Source organism: Halobacterium sp. KA-4, assembly GCF_021028995.1.
Lineage (GTDB): Archaea > Halobacteriota > Halobacteria > Halobacteriales > Halobacteriaceae > Halobacterium.
Map to the genome: position 1 here is coordinate 122,023 of NZ_JAJJZG010000008.1, position 16,040 is coordinate 138,062.

18 protein-coding genes are annotated in these 16,040 nt (G+C 67.3%); 10 read left to right on the forward strand and 8 right to left on the reverse strand.

Annotated features, from left to right (window positions below; genetic code table 11):
• Positions 1 to 807, forward strand: coding sequence for a prephenate dehydratase (pheA, locus tag LPA44_RS10085; RefSeq protein WP_230889453.1), 807 nt, complete (start codon positions 1 to 3; stop codon positions 805 to 807).
• Positions 808 to 860: 53 nt separating this feature from the next.
• On the opposite strand, the gene LPA44_RS10090 is transcribed toward pheA, so the two are convergent.
• Positions 861 to 2,585 carry a DNA-directed DNA polymerase II small subunit gene (locus LPA44_RS10090; protein ID WP_230889454.1) on the reverse strand — a complete coding sequence of 575 codons (1,725 nt, stop codon included), beginning with the start codon at positions 2,583 to 2,585 and terminating at the stop codon, positions 861 to 863.
• A gap of 85 nt (positions 2,586 to 2,670) precedes the next feature.
• On the opposite strand from LPA44_RS10090, the gene LPA44_RS10095 reads away from it, so the two are divergent.
• Positions 2,671 to 3,450, forward strand: coding sequence for a S26 family signal peptidase (locus LPA44_RS10095; protein ID WP_230889455.1), 780 nt, complete (start codon positions 2,671 to 2,673; stop codon positions 3,448 to 3,450).
• 135 nt (positions 3,451 to 3,585) lie between these two features.
• Here LPA44_RS10095 and LPA44_RS10100 read toward each other — a convergent pair whose 3' ends face one another.
• On the reverse strand, positions 3,586 to 3,858 hold the full coding sequence (locus LPA44_RS10100) for a DUF7521 family protein (protein WP_230889456.1): 273 nt from the start codon (positions 3,856 to 3,858) through the stop codon (positions 3,586 to 3,588).
• A complete protein-coding gene (locus tag LPA44_RS10105) occupies positions 3,855 to 4,229 on the reverse strand; it encodes a winged helix-turn-helix domain-containing protein (RefSeq protein WP_230889457.1) in 375 nt (124 codons plus the stop codon). The genes LPA44_RS10100 and LPA44_RS10105 overlap by 4 nt, the downstream gene beginning before the upstream one ends.
• Before the next feature lie 156 nt (positions 4,230 to 4,385).
• Between LPA44_RS10105 and LPA44_RS10110 the strand changes: the two genes are divergently transcribed.
• Complete coding sequence (locus LPA44_RS10110; RefSeq protein ID WP_230889458.1) at positions 4,386 to 4,904, forward strand: DoxX family protein; 519 nt, start codon at positions 4,386 to 4,388, stop codon at positions 4,902 to 4,904.
• Positions 4,905 to 4,917: 13 nt separating this feature from the next.
• A complete protein-coding gene (locus LPA44_RS10115; protein ID WP_230889459.1) occupies positions 4,918 to 5,226 on the forward strand; it encodes a hypothetical protein in 309 nt (102 codons plus the stop codon).
• A 185-nt stretch (positions 5,227 to 5,411) separates the two neighbouring features.
• Here LPA44_RS10115 and LPA44_RS10120 read toward each other — a convergent pair whose 3' ends face one another.
• On the reverse strand, positions 5,412 to 6,908 hold the full coding sequence (locus LPA44_RS10120; RefSeq protein WP_230889460.1) for a Cdc6/Cdc18 family protein: 1,497 nt from the start codon (positions 6,906 to 6,908) through the stop codon (positions 5,412 to 5,414).
• A 1,018-nt stretch (positions 6,909 to 7,926) separates the two neighbouring features.
• On the opposite strand from LPA44_RS10120, the gene LPA44_RS10125 reads away from it, so the two are divergent.
• From LPA44_RS10125 to LPA44_RS10145, 5 genes are all read left to right on the forward strand, one after another.
• Positions 7,927 to 8,571, forward strand: a complete 645-nt coding sequence (locus LPA44_RS10125; RefSeq protein WP_230889461.1) for an Era-like GTP-binding protein — start codon at positions 7,927 to 7,929, stop codon at positions 8,569 to 8,571.
• A gap of 6 nt (positions 8,572 to 8,577) precedes the next feature.
• A complete protein-coding gene (locus LPA44_RS10130) occupies positions 8,578 to 8,970 on the forward strand; it encodes a DUF2073 domain-containing protein (protein ID WP_230889462.1) in 393 nt (130 codons plus the stop codon).
• Positions 8,970 to 9,809, forward strand: a complete 840-nt coding sequence (locus LPA44_RS10135; RefSeq protein WP_230889463.1) for a Zn-ribbon domain-containing protein — start codon at positions 8,970 to 8,972, stop codon at positions 9,807 to 9,809. The genes LPA44_RS10130 and LPA44_RS10135 overlap by 1 nt, the downstream gene beginning before the upstream one ends.
• A gap of 180 nt (positions 9,810 to 9,989) precedes the next feature.
• Positions 9,990 to 11,459, forward strand: coding sequence for an MATE family efflux transporter (locus tag LPA44_RS10140; protein ID WP_230889464.1), 1,470 nt, complete (start codon positions 9,990 to 9,992; stop codon positions 11,457 to 11,459).
• A 150-nt stretch (positions 11,460 to 11,609) separates the two neighbouring features.
• Entirely contained in the window at positions 11,610 to 12,416 is an 807-nt protein-coding gene (locus LPA44_RS10145; RefSeq protein WP_230889465.1) for a DUF7089 family protein, read from the forward strand.
• 18 nt (positions 12,417 to 12,434) lie between these two features.
• Here the strand turns inward: LPA44_RS10145 and LPA44_RS10150 are convergent, their stop codons facing one another.
• Both LPA44_RS10150 and LPA44_RS10155 read right to left on the reverse strand, forming a co-directional pair.
• On the reverse strand, positions 12,435 to 13,013 hold the full coding sequence (locus tag LPA44_RS10150) for a DUF7090 family protein (RefSeq protein WP_230889466.1): 579 nt from the start codon (positions 13,011 to 13,013) through the stop codon (positions 12,435 to 12,437).
• A 71-nt stretch (positions 13,014 to 13,084) separates the two neighbouring features.
• On the reverse strand, positions 13,085 to 13,522 hold the full coding sequence (locus LPA44_RS10155; RefSeq protein WP_230889467.1) for a DUF2391 family protein: 438 nt from the start codon (positions 13,520 to 13,522) through the stop codon (positions 13,085 to 13,087).
• Positions 13,523 to 13,618: 96 nt separating this feature from the next.
• On the opposite strand from LPA44_RS10155, the gene LPA44_RS10160 reads away from it, so the two are divergent.
• Complete coding sequence (locus tag LPA44_RS10160; protein WP_230889468.1) at positions 13,619 to 14,296, forward strand: class I SAM-dependent methyltransferase; 678 nt, start codon at positions 13,619 to 13,621, stop codon at positions 14,294 to 14,296.
• Positions 14,297 to 14,320: 24 nt separating this feature from the next.
• On the opposite strand, the gene LPA44_RS10165 is transcribed toward LPA44_RS10160, so the two are convergent.
• Both LPA44_RS10165 and LPA44_RS10170 read right to left on the reverse strand, forming a co-directional pair.
• Positions 14,321 to 15,340: an ABC transporter ATP-binding protein gene (locus LPA44_RS10165; RefSeq protein ID WP_230889469.1), complete on the reverse strand. Its 1,020-nt coding sequence runs from the start codon at positions 15,338 to 15,340 to the stop codon at positions 14,321 to 14,323.
• Positions 15,337 to 16,040: ABC transporter permease (locus LPA44_RS10170; RefSeq protein ID WP_230889470.1), on the reverse strand; the 704-nt coding region annotated here is incomplete at its 5' end. The genes LPA44_RS10165 and LPA44_RS10170, both read right to left, overlap by 4 nt.

Consider the following 16,040-nt stretch of genomic DNA (forward strand, 5'->3'; position numbering starts at 1 on the left):
ATGGAAACGGTCACGCTCGGCCCGACCGGCACGTACTCCCACCGCGCAGCGAGCGCCGTCACCGACGACGGCATCTCCTTCGTGGAGTCCGTCCGCGGCATCGCCGACGCGGTCGCAAACGGCGACGCCGACCGCGGCGTCGTCCCCATCGAGAACAGCATCGAGGGTTCCGTCACGGAGACGCTGGACGCGCTCTCGGAGGTCGACCTCGCGGTCGTCCGCGAAATCGTCACCCCGGTCCGGCACGCGCTCATCGCGCAGAGCGAGAACTTCGACACCGTCGCCAGCCACTCGCAGGCGCTCGCGCAAGTCCGCACCTACCTCGACGAGAACTACCCGGACGTCGACCGCGAACCCGTCGCCTCCACCGCGCGTAGTGTCGAAATCGCGCGCGACGACCCCACGGTCGCCGGCATCGCGCACCCCGACAACGCCGACGGCGACCTCCAGGTCGTCGCCTCGGACATTCAGGACCAGACCAGCAACTCCACGCGCTTCTTCGTCGTCGCTCCGCCCAGCGAGCGCTCCGACGCCGGCGGCAAGTCCTCGTTCGTCGTCTACCCCAACGCGAACTACCCCGGCCTCCTGCTCGAACTGCTGGAGCCGTTCGCGGACCGCGACATCAACCTCTCCCGCGTCGAATCGCGGCCCTCCGGCGAACGCCTCGGCGACTACCTCTTCCACATCGACGTCGACGCCGGCCTCTACGAAGAACGCACCCAGGCCGCCCTCGACGACATCGAAGCCATCGCCGACAAAGGGTGGGTGCGCCGCCTCGGCTCCTACGACGTCGAGCACGTGGTATAGTCCCACTTTTTGCTGCGCTCGGTCGCTACCGCTCCCTCGCTGGCAAAAAGTGGCTAGGCGAACTTCCGGACCGTCACGTCCAGCGTGTCCAGGTCGAGGATGGGGGCGGTGGCGACGTCGGGGTCGATGTTGACGGACTTCTGGAATTCGGTCTGGTGTTGCCAGCAGCCCGAATTCACGAGGCGGACGTTGTGGTAGCCGCCGACGCCGAGTTTGTGGACGTGGCCGGTGTGGAAGACGTCCGGCGCCTCGTCGATGACGAGGTAGTCTTCCTTCTCGGGGGCGACGCGGGTGCGGCCGCCGAATTGGGGCGCGACGTGGCGTTTCTTGAGGAGTTGCTCCATCGCGCGGTGGGGGTTGTCGTAGGAGATGTCGTCGCCGGGGTACTCGGCGATGATTTCGTCGATGGAGACGCCGTGGTACATGAGAATGTCGACGCCTTCGACGGTGACGGTGGAGGGGTTCCCGGTGAAGCGGGCGTCGTGGGCGCTCATGATGTCGCGCAGTTCCTCGTCGAAGGCTGGCTGGGGTTCGGCGAGGCGGACGGCGTCGTGGTTGCCGGGAATCATCACGATTTCCATATCCCCGGGGACGTCTTTGAGGTGTTCCGCGAACGTCTCGTACTGGTCGTAGATGTCGACAATGTCCAGTTCCTCGTCCTGGTTCGGGTAGACGCCGACGCCCTCGACCATGTCGCCCGCGATGAGGAGGTACTCGACGGCATCAGCTTCCTCGGTGTGGAGCCAGTCGGCGAACGCCTGCCAAGCGTCCGCGGCGAACTCCTGGCTGCCGACGTGGACGTCGGAGACGAGCGCGGCCTGCACGTGGCGGTCCGCGGTGGACGGCCGGTGCGTGCGCGGGATGTCCGGGAAGTGGAGGTCGTCCGCGAACAGGATACCGCCGTCGTCGGAGATGGTCCCTTCGACGGCGATGACCTCGTCCGTGAGGAGTTCGTCGACGTGGTCGGCGATGTCGCGGTCTTTCATCACGAGCGTCGGGAAGACGCCGTTCGTGTCCTCGACTTCGACGAGCCAGTGGCCGCTGGCGGTCGAGCGGATGTCGTTGACCATCCCGACGACCGCGGCCTCGCTGCCGCCGGGCATCGAGTCGAGGGCGTCCGTCGGCCGGTGGTTGACCCGGCCGCGGAGCTTCTTCGAGAGGCGGTCGTAGCGGTCGCGGAACGTCGCGACGAAGTCCGCGTACTCGCCAGTCCCCGTCGATTCGCCCGTGATGTCGCCGTCGATTTCGACGCTGCGCTGGCTGTCGTCGCGGGCGTCGCGACCGTCCCGCCGCCCTGCCTCGTTCTGCCCCTCGGACACCCCCTTCGTTTCAACTGGAGAGGTTCGTTTTCGCGTCCGAATGTCATCGTCTCCGACTCCACTCGAAGCAGTGGGGGTTGTCGTCTGGTCGGTGGACGCCTCGGGCTCGGACTCGGCGGACTTCGTCGCGGCAGCGGCTGTGGTCGTGTCGGCTGCGGCGGTCTCAGTAGTGGTCGTGTCGGCCGTAGTCGTCTCGGACGCGGTCGCCTCGCCGGCTGCCGCGTCCTTGCCGGGCGCGTCGGCGTCCGTCGCGGAAGTGCTCGGCGTCGCGTCGTCGAGCACCTCGCGAACGTGGTCGGTGGTGAGCGTCAGCGCGTCGTCGGGCGCCGCGTCGACCGCGCGCTCGACGGCGGCTGCAGGGTCTCTCGCAGTCGCGAGCAGCGTCACGGCCTCGCGTTCCGCGTTGTACCCCCGGCTGGTGACTTCGCGGACGACCCGGACCGGGGGTTCTCGTGGCACACCACGTCAGCACGGGAAGCGCGAGCAAAAGGATGGCGGTCCGCGAGGGGAAAGTTGAAACGCGGGAGCGGCGAAAGGCGAGTAGATGACCAACGGCGACGACGTGCCCGACCCCCGCGGCGGTCCGCGGGCCGCGCTCGTCTGGTTCCTCCGTACCGACCACGGTGCCGTGATGTTCGTCCGCGAGGCCGCCAGCAGCGCGCTCACGGTCGCCATGGTCGGCCTGCTGTTGTTCGCGGTCAGCGGCGTCTGGCCGCCGCTGGTCGCCGTCGAGAGCGGGAGCATGCAGCCGAACATGGAGAAAGGCGACCTCGTGTTCGTGATGGAAGAACAGCGGTTCGCCCCCGAGTACGCCACCGGCGACACCGGCGTCGTCACCCACCAGGACGCCACGGGCCACGACTACCAGCAGTTCGGCGGACTGGGCGACGTCATTGTCTACAAGCCGTACGGGAACGCCCGGGAGACGCCGGTGATACACCGCGCGCACTTCTGGGTGGACGACGGCGAGAACTGGTACTCGAAGGCCAACCCCGACTACGTCGACGCCAACAGTTGCGACGAACTCCGGAACTGCCCCGCGCCCCACGCCGGCTTCGTCACGAAGGGCGACAACTCCGTCACGAACGACTACTACGACCAGGCGCGCGGCATCTCCAGCCCCGTCAAGCCCGCGTGGGTGAAGGGCACCGCCGAGTACCGCCTCCCGTACCTCGGCTGGGTGCGCCTGACGTTCGCCGGTACCGTCACGCCGGGTCCGACGACGCTGGCGACCGACGCTGGGCCGGCAGGTGTCGAGGGAACTGGAGCGCTGGCTCACGAGGTAGTCGATTCGTCGCCGGGGAACGCGTCGAGCGCCTGGTAGCGCTCGCGCCTGTTACGTGAGTTTCTGCGGTACGCGAATAGAAATCGTCGAACCCGTCGAACGACTAGTGTTCCCGATTAGTTGCTATATTCTTCGCTCGCGCGTCGCGTAGCGCGGGCGACGGTCGGCCCGCAGTCAGTCGACGTACAGCGAGTAGACGATGACCGCGAAGCCGACGGCCGTGAGCGCGCTCTCGGTCAGCACCGCGAGCGTGCGCTCGACGGCGAGCACCTGGTCGGCGATGCCCGCGAGCAGCGACCCGAGGGTCACGCACCCGAAGCCGATGGCGAGCGACCGCAGCGCCGGCGACCCGGTGCGGTTCCACGCCTTCAGCGCGAAGTACGTGACCGCGCCGCCGAGCACGAGCGTGATTGTCTTCAACGCGACGACTGGCAAGTAGTGTGTCATGTCTCTTTGCTCACCTCCGCCCAGAGCGTTTCGAGGCGCTCGTCCGTGGACTGCGACGGCCGCGTGACGCCGACGTCGAGCATCCGGTCCTCGTCGAGCTGGATGACGACTTCCTCGAAGACGAGGTCGTACTCCGTCGTGTGGTGGCCGTCCGGCTGGAGCACCGCCCGCTCCTCCAGGAGCGCGGCGTCCGTGAGGAGTTCGAGCTTCCGGTAGGTCGTCGACAGCGGGATGTCACACGCCTCCGAGAGCTCCTTGGCCGCCATCGGCTCGTCGAGCGCCTCGATGATGCGTCTGCATCCCTCGTCGTCCAGGGCGTCGAGGACGGCCTGGAGTTCGGGCGTCTCGTCCGTCCCGAGCGGAGCACGCATCACACGACTCTCGGGGGTACGGAGAGTTAACTGGTCGTCCGATTTTCAGAGTCCGGGAACGTCGTTCTCAGTATCTGGGAACGCGTCTTACCGCGTTGGAATCGCGGCTCGGGTTATAGGGGTCCAGCGGCTACCTCCACACGTGAGGTGATGGGAATGTCATACGACGCGGCAACCCCCTTGAGGAACGAGGTCGACTTCGAACTCTCGGGGCCGTGGGCGGCGTACTGGGTCGCGATGCTTCGCGTGCTCACCGGCTGGTGGTTCTTCCACTCCGGGGTCGGGAAGCTCCTCGACAGCGGGCTGAATTTCGGTGCCGCCGGCTACCTGCAGGGCATGAGCGGCACCACGCTGGGGCCGCTCGCGACGTTCCTCGCGGGGTTCCCGGACCTCCTCGGCGCGCTCGTGCCGCTCGGGGAGACGGCCATCGGGCTCGGGCTCATGTTCGGCGTGCTCGTCCGGCTCGCGTCGTTCTTCGGCGTGCTGTTCATGGGCCTGTTCTTCGTCGGGAACGCCAGCTTCGGGCACGGGCTCGTCAACAGCGACCTGATGGGGATGCTGTTGTTCGTGACGATAATCGTGTTCGCGGCCGGCCGCTACTACGGCCTCGACGCACTCATCGAGCGCACCGAATTCGTCCAGAACCGCCCGCGGCTGAAGTACCTACTCGGTTAGGAGGTGACCACAGATGCAATCCAACGACGTGGACCTCGCGGACAGGCTCGCGATAGCGCTGAGCGGCGGCTTGCTGTTGCTCGGCGTGGTCGTCACCGGCCTGATAGAAACGCTCGACGGCGCGCCCCGCGGCGCGGCACCCGTGACCAACGACGCCGGCGAAGTGATAGCACAGCCGACCATCGACCCGAACATCCGGACGGCGCTGGTCGTCGCGGCGCTGCTCGTGTTGCTCGTGTACGCGCTCTACCGGGTCGCCGTCCCGCACGTCGGCACCACGAAATCCGGCGAGCCGGCCACTGAGTCGTACCCGAGCGACTGATTGCCGACAGCGGGAGACGGACTTTCGACTTCCCCTTTGCGGGACGCGGGACTGAGACGTCGCTTCTGGTTCTCGGTTCGGGAGTGTTTCGAGTGGACAGTCGTGGCTACGCTGTCGTGGTGTGTGGACAGGAAACGAAGGGGGTCGGCATGGGCGTCGGTGGCGCGCGGAGCGACGGACGGCGTTCAGTTGTCGAAGCGCGCCTGCACGAACGGCGTGACGTTCTCGATGTCGCTGAGTCGAGAGTCGGCTTCGAGGACAGCCTCGGTCTCCTCGACGGGGACCGACAGCGAGATTTCCTTCGTGCGGCCGTAGCGGCCCTTCGAGACGACGACCGCGTTCACGATGCCGAGCATGTCCAGCTCGCTGATGAGGTCGGTGACGCGGCGCTGCGTGAGCACGTCCGCGTCGAGCTCGTCGCAAAGCGTCTTGTAGATGTTGTACACCTCGCCCGTATTCACGTTGTGGACGCCGTTGTCCTCCAGCAGGAGGATGGCGTACAGGACGAGTTTGCTCTGCGTCGGGAGCGTGCGCACGACCTCGACCACGCGGTCGAGTTCGATCTTGTCCTGCGCGCGCCGCACGTTCTCCTCGGTGACCGAGTCGGACTGGTCGCGCTCCGCGAGTTCGCCGGCGGTCCGGAGAAGGTCGAGCGCGCGCCGCGCGTCGCCGTGCTCCTGGGCGGCGAACGCCGCACACAGCGGGATGACGTCCTCGGAGAGCGCGTTGTCCTTGAACGCGACGTCCGAGCGATGCTGGAGGATGTCTCGGAGCTGGTTGGCGTCGTACGGCGGGAAGACGATTTCCTCCTCGCCCAGCGAGGATTTGACGCGCGGGTCGAGGAAGTCGGTGAATTTCAGGTCGTTGCTGATGCCGATGATGGAGACCCGGGAGTTCTCCAATTCGGAGTTCATCCGCGAGAGGTTGTAGAGCGTGTCGTCGCCGGACTTCTCGACGAGTTTGTCGATTTCGTCGAGCATGATGACCGCGACGCGCTCGACGTAGTCGACGGCCTCGAAGAAGCGCGCGTACACGCGGTCGGTCGGCCACCCCGTCATCGGGACGTCGTCCATCTCGGACTTCTCTTCGAGGAGCGCCTCGATGCGCTCGTCGACGGCCTCGACGGAGTCGAAGTCGAGGTGGTCGTCGTTGTCGTCGTCGGATTCGAGCACGCTCGGGTCGTCCTCGGCGGCCTCCCGGAGGTCCTGGAGTTCCTCGACGCGCTCGTCGATGAACGTGCGGTTCTGCTCGATGAACGTGTTCGCGAGCTGCGCGAGCACGCGGTACTGGGTGTCCGTGACCTCGCAGTTGATGTACTCGACCTCGCAGGGGACGTCGTACTTCTGGGAGGTCCGCTCCAGTTCCTGGCTGACGAACTTCGCGCTGGCGGTCTTCCCCGTCCCGGTCTTCCCGTAGATGAGGATGTTCGACGGCGTCTCGCCGCGCAGCGCCGCGACGAGAATCGTCGCCATATTGTTGATTTGGTCTTTCCGGTGGGGGAGTTCGTGCGGCGTGTACGACGGCCGCAGCACCTCCTTGTTCTCGAAGATGGGTTCGCCGCTGAGCAAGTCGTCGAACAGCCCTTCGTCGCCGTCCTCGTCGTCCTCGAGGACGTCGTCGAGGTCCACCTCGAAGTCCCGGTCGGCAGTACGTCGGCCGTCCGTCGTCGGTTCGTCTGACATGATTTGCGGTGCCCCTTCGTTTCGTGTGGAGAGCGCCGCGCGGAGAGAGGAAGCCACAGACCGGCGCGAACGGGGCGTTCGAGGCGGTTCAGTGACCGGGCGCTCCAGTTGATGCAGATGAACTAATGGAAACGAGAGGGACTAATAAGTTTCGATGAGGTCAGACGAGCGACGAAACGTTGGATTTTGATTTCGGTTCGGTGCTCGAATCGTTCGTCTGCTGGAACACGACGAGAGAGTTCAAGAGGGTCGGAAGCGCCGAGAGAGATGAACGTTCAGCGTGCCGATCGACGTCGGGATTGACCGAGAGGTCGAGATGTAGCGGGGGCAGTCGGCGGATAGCGAATTCGAGATGGTTCGAGGGGGAGTGTTTCGGGTGCGCGCGTGAGACAGATTCTGGCTCTCGCGAGGTTCGTTCTCTCCGGAACGAACCGGCGGCTGGGGATCTCGACCGGTGACTTCGGGAGTTCCATCGGAAACAGGGGGGTTGGAGTGGGGGACAGGGGTCCGCCCCCCACCCCTTCGTTTCGGGTGGAACGGCGAAACAGACCGGGGGAGGGGTCACAGAACAGGATTGGCTCTAGAAGAGAGAAAAGACTAAGTCATATACTCAGAAACAGTAACCGCAATACAGCCCGAACCGAATTTTGTTGGCATGGTCTGGTCTAGGACTAGTGGCTTTCCCGCCTGAATCTCCCGTTCTGTCACTCCCGGTCTCCGGCTTCTCCCGTTTCCACTCGAAACGAAGGGGTGGGGGCCTACCGTCGGTCCACGCTACCACTCCACACCCTACTCACTCTCGTCTCCCCTTCCCGTCCTCTTGCTCTCTGCCTCTCGGAATCCAGCCACTCTGTCCTCTCGACCCTCGCTCCTCGCCCAACTTCCGCTCCACCGCTCGCCCACCCTGTCCAAACCCGCTGTCTGACGTAAGTTTATGGTCTCTCGCCGGCTCTCCCCTATCAACCGTCCGCATCCTGCGTCAAGCATACAAGGCGCGGGGTGCGTATGGAGTTCAAGGATGGGACTGTTCGCAGAACTCAGAGACAGCATCTCACGGGTGTCGGCGAGCCTGTTTGCCGACGACTCGGAACCGAAACGAATCGGGATTTACGGCCCGCCGAACGCCGGCAAGACCACGCTCGCGAACCGCATCGCTCGCGACTGGACCGGCGACGCGGTCGGCCCGGAGAGCCACATCCCGCACGAGACGCGCCGCGCGCGCCGCAAGGAGAACGTCGAAATCAAACGCGACGGGAAGACCGTCAACATCGACATCGTCGACACGCCCGGCGTGACGACGAAAGTCGACTACTCGGAGTTCCTCGAGCACGACATGGAGAAAGACGAGGCCGTGCGTCGCTCCCGCGAAGCCACCGAGGGCGTCGCGGAGGCGATGCACTGGCTCCGCGAGGACGTCGACGGCGTCATCTACGTGCTGGACTCCACCGAGGACCCGTTCACGCAGGTGAACACGATGCTCATCGGCATCATCGAGAGCCGGGACCTGCCGGTGCTCATCCTCGCGAACAAGACCGACCTCGAGGGCTCGAACATCCAGCGCGTGTCGAACGCGTTCCCCCAGCACGAGACGATTCCGCTCTCCGCGCTGGAGGGGGAGAACATGGACGAGGTCTACGAGAAGATAGCGGAGTACTTCGGGTGACCCACGATGCCTGAAACCACGAGCGAAGACGGACCCGGTGACGGCGTCCAGATCGACCTCATCAGCGCCGAGCGGATGTCCGGCAAGACGTCCATGGAGAAGATTCGGATGATTCTGGACGGCGTCCGCGACGGCAAAATCGTCGTCCTGGAGGCCGGCCTCACGCCCGACGAGGAGTCGAAACTCATCGAAGTGACGATGAGCGAGATCAATCCGGACGGTTTCTCCGGCATCGAGATCGAGAGCTTCCCGCAGTCCGAGACCAACGACACGGGCTTGCTCGGCCGCTTGATGGGCAAGCAGTCGACGTCGAAGCTCACGGTCGTCGGACCGGCGAACCAGATTCAGTCACTCCACAAGGACGAGACGCTCATCAGCGCGCTCGTTTCCCGCAAGTAATGCCTCACCAGTGTACGAACTGCGGGCACGTCTTCGCGGACGGCTCCAAGGAGATGCTGTCGGGGTGCCCGGACTGCGGCGGCAACAAATTCCAGTACCACCCCGGTGACGTCGCCGAGTCCGAGCCCGCGGACCCGCCAGCGGACGCGGACGCCGACTCGCCCGAGCTGCCCGAACGCGAGGGCGGGTCCGTCGCGGGCGCGGTCGGCCGCGCCGCGAACAAGGTCCGGGACGCCGTGACCAGCGACCCCGACCCCGCAGCGCGTACGACTGGCGACGACGCAGACACGACTGACACCGCCAGCACTGCAGGCGCTGCTGACACCAGTGCTGCGGACTCCCCGAGCGCTACGGACACATCCGGTACTGCCGACGCATCCAGCAGTCCCGACGTCGAAGCCGACCCCAGCGCACCCGAAACGGAGGCGTCGGAGGCAGTCGACGAGTCGGACCCGAGCAGTCCCGACGCACCCGAAACAGGGGGCGCCCCGTCCGGAGACGAACCCGCAGAAGGCATCGACGCCAGCACGGAGACTGGCGACGAGGACGCCGCGCAGGCGGACGCCCGGAGTTCCGTCGTCGACAAGGACTCGCTCCCGGACGCGCCGTCGGACGGCCGCGTCGTCAAGGAGCCCGACGACCCAGAGGACCGGCCCGACCTGGACGACCTCCGGCAGGAACTCAACGACCAGTTCGAGTCCATCCGCATCGTTGCGCCCGGCCAGTACGAGCTCAACCTCATGGAGCTGTACGACCGCCAGGAGTACATCATCGCGCTCCAGGAGGACGGCCAGTACGTCATCGAGGTACCGGACGCCTGGGAGACCGACGACGAGTAGCGCGAACAGTCCCGTTACAACCCCATCCCTTGTTTTCCGACCCGCGAACGTGACCGCACGTGCATCAGTAGCAGTACGCGAGTCTCTGCGGCAGCACGCGAACCTCCGTCGGTACGCGAACCCACGGTAGGTTGCCGGCTGCCGAAGTTGTTTTCCGCACCGACACGACGCCTCCAGTAGATGACCGTTCGTCGCCGCGTGGAGGCCCTCGCCGCCGCGTTCCCCGCGCTGCTGGCGTGGCTCGGGCTCGTCGACCGGAAGAAGGGCGAGGAGGCGTTCGACCTCGCGCTCCCCGCGATGGTGACCGGCGGCCTGCGCACCGTGCTGCGGACGACGGACTTCCTGATGGTGAGCATCGCCGCGGGGGACGTCGCGGTCGCCGCCCTCGAGTTCGGCTTCCAGTACTACTTCATCCCGTTCGGGCTCGCGCTCGCGCTGACCAGCGGAACCATCAGCGTCGTCTCCCGGCTGAAGGGCGCGGAGAAGGACGCGGAGGCCGACTTCGCCATCAAGCAGTCGCTGTGGCTCTCGCTGCTGCTCTCGGTCCCGCTCACCGCGGGCGCGTGGCTGTACGCCGACCCGCTCGTGAGTTTGCTCGCCAGTGACGCGGAGACGGCGGCGCTGGGCGCGGACTACCTCCGCGTGGTGATGCTGTCGGTGGTGTTCCGGTTCTGGAGCATGACCGCGGCGCGGGCGCTGGCGGGCGCTGGCGACACCCGCACGCCGATGTACGTGCGCCTCGTGACGCTGCCGACGAACGTCGCGCTGAACGCCTTGCTCATCTTCGGGCTGTTCGGCTTCCCCGAACTCAGCGTCGTCGGCGCAGCGTGGGGGACCGCCATCGCGAACACGCTCGCCGGCGTTGTCTTCTTCGCCGTCCTGCTGTCGGGGCGCTGGAGTGTCACGCTCCGACTCCGCGGCAAGCAGTGGGACTGGAGCGTCGCCCGCGAAACCGTCCGCGTCGCGCTCCCGCTGGCGGGCACGCGGCTCTCGCGGACGTTCGGCCGGTTCCCGTTCCTGTTCGTGCTCGGCGTGCTCGGGACGCCCGTCGTCGCGTCGTACGCCATCGGCCGCCGCGTGATGCTGCTGGCGCTGATGCCTGCGTGGGGGTACGCGACGGCGTCCAGCACGCTCGTCGGCCAGCGCCTCGGCGCGGGCGACCCCGGCGAGGCCGCCGACTACGGCTGGCAGACGCTGCGCATCGCGCTCGTCACGCAGCTGCTCATCGGCGCAGGTATCTTCCTCGCGGCGGTGCCCATCGCGCAGGTGTTCGGCGCGTCGAACGTCGGCCTCACCGTGACGTTCATCCGCGTCTTCGGGCTGAGCGTCGCTGGCTTCTCGGTCTCGCGGACGCTCCGCGGCGGCCTCCGCGGCGCCGGCGACACTCGCTGGCCGTTCTACGGCGGCATCGTGGGCACGTACCTCGTCCGCCTCCCGCTGGCGTTCGTCGCACTCCCAGCGAGTTTCGTCGTCGGCCCGTTCGCGCTCGGTCCGCTCTCGATTCCCGCGGTCTCGCCGGGCCTCGGTCTCGGCCTGTCGGCCATCTTCGCGGCCATCCTCGGGGACATGTACGTGCGCGCGGCCGTCAACTTCGTCCGCTTCAAGTCCGGCGCGTGGCGCGCGTACGGCGCGAAGACGCCCGCGGAGTAGTTTCAGTTCGCCCTCCCACGGCCGCAAACGACCGCAATTTAAGTCTTCGCGTGCGAACCACTGCGTATGAGCACGGCAACGAAGTACGTCGTCGGCACAGTCGCTCTCGCAGCCGTTCTGTCGCTGATAATCGTCGTCAACGTCGCGTAGATGTTCTCCCAGCGCGACCTCGCGGGCGACCTCGCGGCGGTCCGGGAGGCGTACGCGCCGGAGGCCATCGTCCTCGACTGCGACAGGGACTTCCAGACGCTGCCCCCGGAGCACCGCGACGACCTCGCGCTGCTCGTGGACTCGCTGTCGCCCAGCGAGTACGACGCCGACTGGCTCCCCGAGGACGCCCCACAGATTCTCTACCGGCTGGCGTCAAGCGACTTCGTCGTCGGCACCCCCGGCGACGGCGCGGTCGCGTGGACGACCCAGACCGAGCCGCCGGTCGTCTTCGTGAAGGCGCGCATCGAGGGGACCCCCGAGGCGTTCGCGGACTTCCTCGTCGCGGAAGCGCTCGTCGAAGCGGGCCTCGACCTCCCCGAGCAGTTCCTCGGCTTCTTCGAGGACGAGTACCGCGCGTTCGACGACGCCGTCGACGCCGACCCGGCCTCGGTCTACCAACTCGCGTCGGCGTGCTGTGACGCCTACCGCGGGCTCCACACGCGCGAGGAGTTCGAATCGTGGGACGAGGACTACCCCGACCTCCACGAAGCGTGGGTGGACGCCGGCGAGCGCGTCACCGGCCGCATCGACGACCTTCCGCGAGAAATCGCGCGCGGCGAGACGTCGTTCTCGGACGCCGCGGAACTGGCGTGCAGCGCCGTCAAACACGACGTCGACCTGCCCGCGCCGTTCGCCGCACTGGACACGCTCGCGTACCGCCGCCACGGCGCGAGCTACGCGGTGAAGTGGGCACAGAAAGTGTTCGACGCGGCAGAAACGGAAGCGGACGCGAACGACGCGGAGTAGCGCTGTTCGCTGCTGCAGTCAGTACTCGGTGGCGACGTTCCCTTCTTCGTCGAGTTCGACGACCACGTCGCTCTCCCCGCGGAACGCGTCGAGGACGTCGTCGTCGTGGACCTCCCGAGAGACGTGGACGAGCGCGACGGCGTCGTGTTCGTCGAGGAGGTGACCGAGTCGGCCGAGCGCGTCGAGCGCGCGGTCCTCGTCGGCGTAGTACGCGAGCTCGGTCAGCGAGTCGAAGCTGATGCGGCGCTTGCCGGGGTTGTCGGTGAGGAACTGCTCGACGGCCGCGAGGATGCCGTCGACGTCGTCGGGCGCGGAGACGTAGTGGATGTGGCTGGCGCCCCGTCGGGAGTAGCCGCGGTCGACGGAGAGCGTGTCCAGAATCTCGGCGCTGTCCTCGTCGACGTCGTAGTACTCCAGTTTCTGCGTGACCTCGCGGGCGGTCGTGCGCGTGGAGACGACGAGGAAGTGGTCGGTGTCGGTCTTCAGGAAGTCGGTGTCCATGCGGTCGGTCTCGCCGGTGCTCGGGTGGAGCAGCAGTACGACGGTGCCGCCCGGGACGGAGTCGGGCGCTCCGTCGATGGCGAGGTCGTAGTCCATACCGCAGGAAAGCGCCTACGCGGTCTTAACCTTCGGGGTCGGGGAGGGGAGCGCCGCGTACGCGACCGCCCTCAGAACACGCTGTCGGCAGTCGCAGCGCCGACGACGCTGAAGATGGCGCCCACGCAGACGGACTTCGCGGTGAGCGCAGCGACTTCGGGGAGCGTGGTCCCGAGTTCCAGTTGGCCCGCGAACGTCGTGGGCGCCGTGACTGCTATCGCGAGCACGAGCACCGACCCGTAGGAGACCCCCATCAGGGAGACGAACCGAATCGGGACGCCGGCGACTTCGGCCTCGCGGTCGGGGTCGCGGTCGTCGTCGGCCTCGTAGAGCGCGCCGTAGCCGATGCCGAAGACGATGACGACGGTCGCGAGCACGTTGACCAACCCCATGCGGCTGGCGAGCAGCCACACCTCCTCGGTGACGACGAACGGTCCCGCGAGCAGGAACCCGCCGACGACCTGCTGGGCGGTGTCCGCGACCCGGTAGTGTCTGCTTCGGCCGACCATACCTGGCAGTCGTGGACGGCCGGGAAAACGTCTGCGGGTGCGGGCGGCCGACCAGTTTCCTGCGGGTTTTTGCCCGCGGCGGCCGTTCCGTCTTCCATGAGCGTTCGCGAGGAGTTCGACGAGTGGGCGGAGTCGGGCCGCGACAAGGGGATGGAGGAGCGCCACTGGCACACCGCCAAGCACGTGCTCGCGCGGATGCCCGTCGAGGCCGACGACTACGTCCTCGACCTCGGCACTGGGAGCGGGTACGCGCTACGCGCGCTTCGCGAGCGCGGCATCGCCCGCGGCTACGGGCTCGACGGCGCGCCCGAGATGGCGCGCAACGCCCAGTCGTACACCGAAGACCCGCAAATCGGCTTCGTCGTCGGGGACTTCGGGAGCCTGCCGTTCGCCGACGACAGCGTCGACCACGTGTTCAGTATGGAGGCGTTCTACTACGCCAGCGACCCCCACGAGACCCTCGAGGAGGTGCGGCGCGTCCTGAAGCCCGGCGGGACGTTCTACTGCGCGGTGAACTACTACGAGGAGAACGTCCACAGCCACGACTGGCAGCAGAACATCACCGTGGAGATGACCCGCTGGAACAAGGCCCAGTACCGCGAGGCGTTCCGGGACGCGGGCCTCCACGTCGCCGAGCAGGACAACGTCCCGGACCGCGACGTCGAGATTCCCCCCGCCGACGAGTTCCCCTACGAGGGCTTCGAGACGCGCGAGGACATGGTCGAGCGCTACCGCACGTACGGGACGCTGCTGACCGTCGGCGTCGCACCCTAACGCAGCGAAAACAACCCCCGACGCTCACAGCAGCGTCGCGTCCTCGGGCCGGAATCCGAGCGTCGCCTCTCCCGTCGGCGGCTCGTCGCGAGTCTTCACGAGCACTTCCCGACCGTCCCAATCACAGTGCGCACGGTAGGCGTCGCCGAGGAACTCGACGCTCTCCACGCGCACCGAAAACTGGTTCTGTTCGCAGTCGAAGCGCAGGGATTCGGGCCGCACACAGACCGTATTGCGGCCGTCGATGCGCTCGCCGACGTCGAACTCAGTCTCGCCGACACGAACCGAACACCCCTTCGTTTCGACTGGAACCTGGCCGTCGAAGACGTTGTTGTCGCCGACGAACTCCGCGACGAACCGCGACGCCGGCTCCCGGTAGACTTCCTCGGGTTCGCCGACCTGCTCGACGCGACCCGCGTTCAGCACGGCGACGCGGTCCGAAATCGCGAGCGCCTCGCTCTGGTCGTGCGTGACGTACACCGTCGTGATGTCCAACTCGGACTGAATCTCTTTGACCTGCACGCGTAGGCGCTCCCGGAGTCGAGCGTCCAACGCGCTCATCGGCTCGTCCAACAGGAGCACGTCGGGCTCTGGCGCGAGCGCGCGAGCCAGCGCCACGCGCTGCTGCTGGCCCCCCGACAGCTCCTCGGGGTCGCGGTCGCCGAACCCCGCCAAGTCGACGAGGTCCAGCAGGTCCTCCACGCGCTCGTCCGTGGTCTGTCCCTCCGGCGGGTCGCGGAACCGCAGCCCGTACGCGACGTTCTCCGCGACGCTCATGTGCGGGAACAGCGCGTAACTCTGGAAGACGATGCCGACGTCGCGGTCCTCCGGTGGCACACCGGAGACGGAGCCGCCGCCGAAGCGCACGTCGCCGCTGTCGGGCTGCTCGAACCCCGCAATCAGGCGCAGCGTCGTCGTCTTCCCGCAGCCGGACGGCCCGACGAGCGTGAAGAACTCGCCGTCCTCGACTTCCAGAGAGACGTCGTCGACGGCGGTCGTCGCGCCGAACGCGCGGGTCACGCCGTCGAGTTGGAGGTTCGTCATGGCCGGTACCTCCCGCCGACGCGGTCGATGACAACGAAGCTGGCGGCAGTGACAACCAGCAGGACGGTACCCATCGCGGCCGCGGGGCCGACGCTCGGGCCGGCGGCGCGGTCCACGAGGAAGCGCTTCAGCGCCACCGGCATCGTGTACGCGCTCTCTCCGGCGAGGAGGACAGTAGCGTCGAACTCGCCGATGCTGAGCGCGAACGCGAACGCCGCGCCCGCGAGCACGCCCGGCCACACGAGCGGCAGTTCGACGTCGTAGAGCGCCTGCGCGCGGCTCGCCCCGAGCGCCCGCGCGGACTCCACGAGCCGGTCGTCGACGGCCGCCAGCATCGGCGCGACGTTCCGCACGACGAACGGGTAGCCGGCGATCGCGTGCGCGGCGACGACGACCGCGGCGCCCACGACGCTGACGCGGTAGCCGAACAGCTCCACGCCGAACACCAGCGACTGCAACATCCCGAAGCCGACGACGATGCCCGACACCGCGATGGGGGCCATCAGCACCGCGTCGGCGACCTTTCGGCCGCGGCCGCCGCGCGCGGAGAACGCCGCGATGACGACGCCCATCGGGAGCGCGAGCGCGAGCGCGCCGACGCCGAACAACAGCGAGTTCCGCACCGCGACGGAGGGCTGCGTGCGGCTCCCGGCCTGTCGCTCGACGAGGAAGCGCCACCACTCCAAGGTTGGATTCTCGA

Excerpts from the sequence above, each read along its gene's own strand:
- pheA (WP_230889453.1), top strand. The coding sequence starts at position 1 with ATGGAAACGGTCACGCTCGGCCCGACCGGCACGTACTCCCACCGCGCA.
- LPA44_RS10095 (WP_230889455.1), top strand. The coding sequence starts at position 2,671 with ATGACCAACGGCGACGACGTGCCCGACCCCCGCGGCGGTCCGCGGGCC.
- LPA44_RS10100 (WP_230889456.1), bottom strand. The coding sequence starts at position 3,858 with ATGACACACTACTTGCCAGTCGTCGCGTTGAAGACAATCACGCTCGTG.
- LPA44_RS10105 (WP_230889457.1), bottom strand. The coding sequence starts at position 4,229 with ATGCGTGCTCCGCTCGGGACGGACGAGACGCCCGAACTCCAGGCCGTC.
- LPA44_RS10110 (WP_230889458.1), top strand. The coding sequence starts at position 4,386 with ATGTCATACGACGCGGCAACCCCCTTGAGGAACGAGGTCGACTTCGAA.
- LPA44_RS10115 (WP_230889459.1), top strand. The coding sequence starts at position 4,918 with ATGCAATCCAACGACGTGGACCTCGCGGACAGGCTCGCGATAGCGCTG.
- LPA44_RS10120 (WP_230889460.1), bottom strand. The coding sequence starts at position 6,908 with ATGTCAGACGAACCGACGACGGACGGCCGACGTACTGCCGACCGGGAC.
- LPA44_RS10125 (WP_230889461.1), top strand. The coding sequence starts at position 7,927 with ATGGGACTGTTCGCAGAACTCAGAGACAGCATCTCACGGGTGTCGGCG.
- LPA44_RS10130 (WP_230889462.1), top strand. The coding sequence starts at position 8,578 with ATGCCTGAAACCACGAGCGAAGACGGACCCGGTGACGGCGTCCAGATC.
- LPA44_RS10135 (WP_230889463.1), top strand. The coding sequence starts at position 8,970 with ATGCCTCACCAGTGTACGAACTGCGGGCACGTCTTCGCGGACGGCTCC.
- LPA44_RS10140 (WP_230889464.1), top strand. The coding sequence starts at position 9,990 with ATGACCGTTCGTCGCCGCGTGGAGGCCCTCGCCGCCGCGTTCCCCGCG.
- LPA44_RS10145 (WP_230889465.1), top strand. The coding sequence starts at position 11,610 with ATGTTCTCCCAGCGCGACCTCGCGGGCGACCTCGCGGCGGTCCGGGAG.
- LPA44_RS10150 (WP_230889466.1), bottom strand. The coding sequence starts at position 13,013 with ATGGACTACGACCTCGCCATCGACGGAGCGCCCGACTCCGTCCCGGGC.
- LPA44_RS10155 (WP_230889467.1), bottom strand. The coding sequence starts at position 13,522 with ATGGTCGGCCGAAGCAGACACTACCGGGTCGCGGACACCGCCCAGCAG.
- LPA44_RS10160 (WP_230889468.1), top strand. The coding sequence starts at position 13,619 with ATGAGCGTTCGCGAGGAGTTCGACGAGTGGGCGGAGTCGGGCCGCGAC.
- LPA44_RS10165 (WP_230889469.1), bottom strand. The coding sequence starts at position 15,340 with ATGACGAACCTCCAACTCGACGGCGTGACCCGCGCGTTCGGCGCGACG.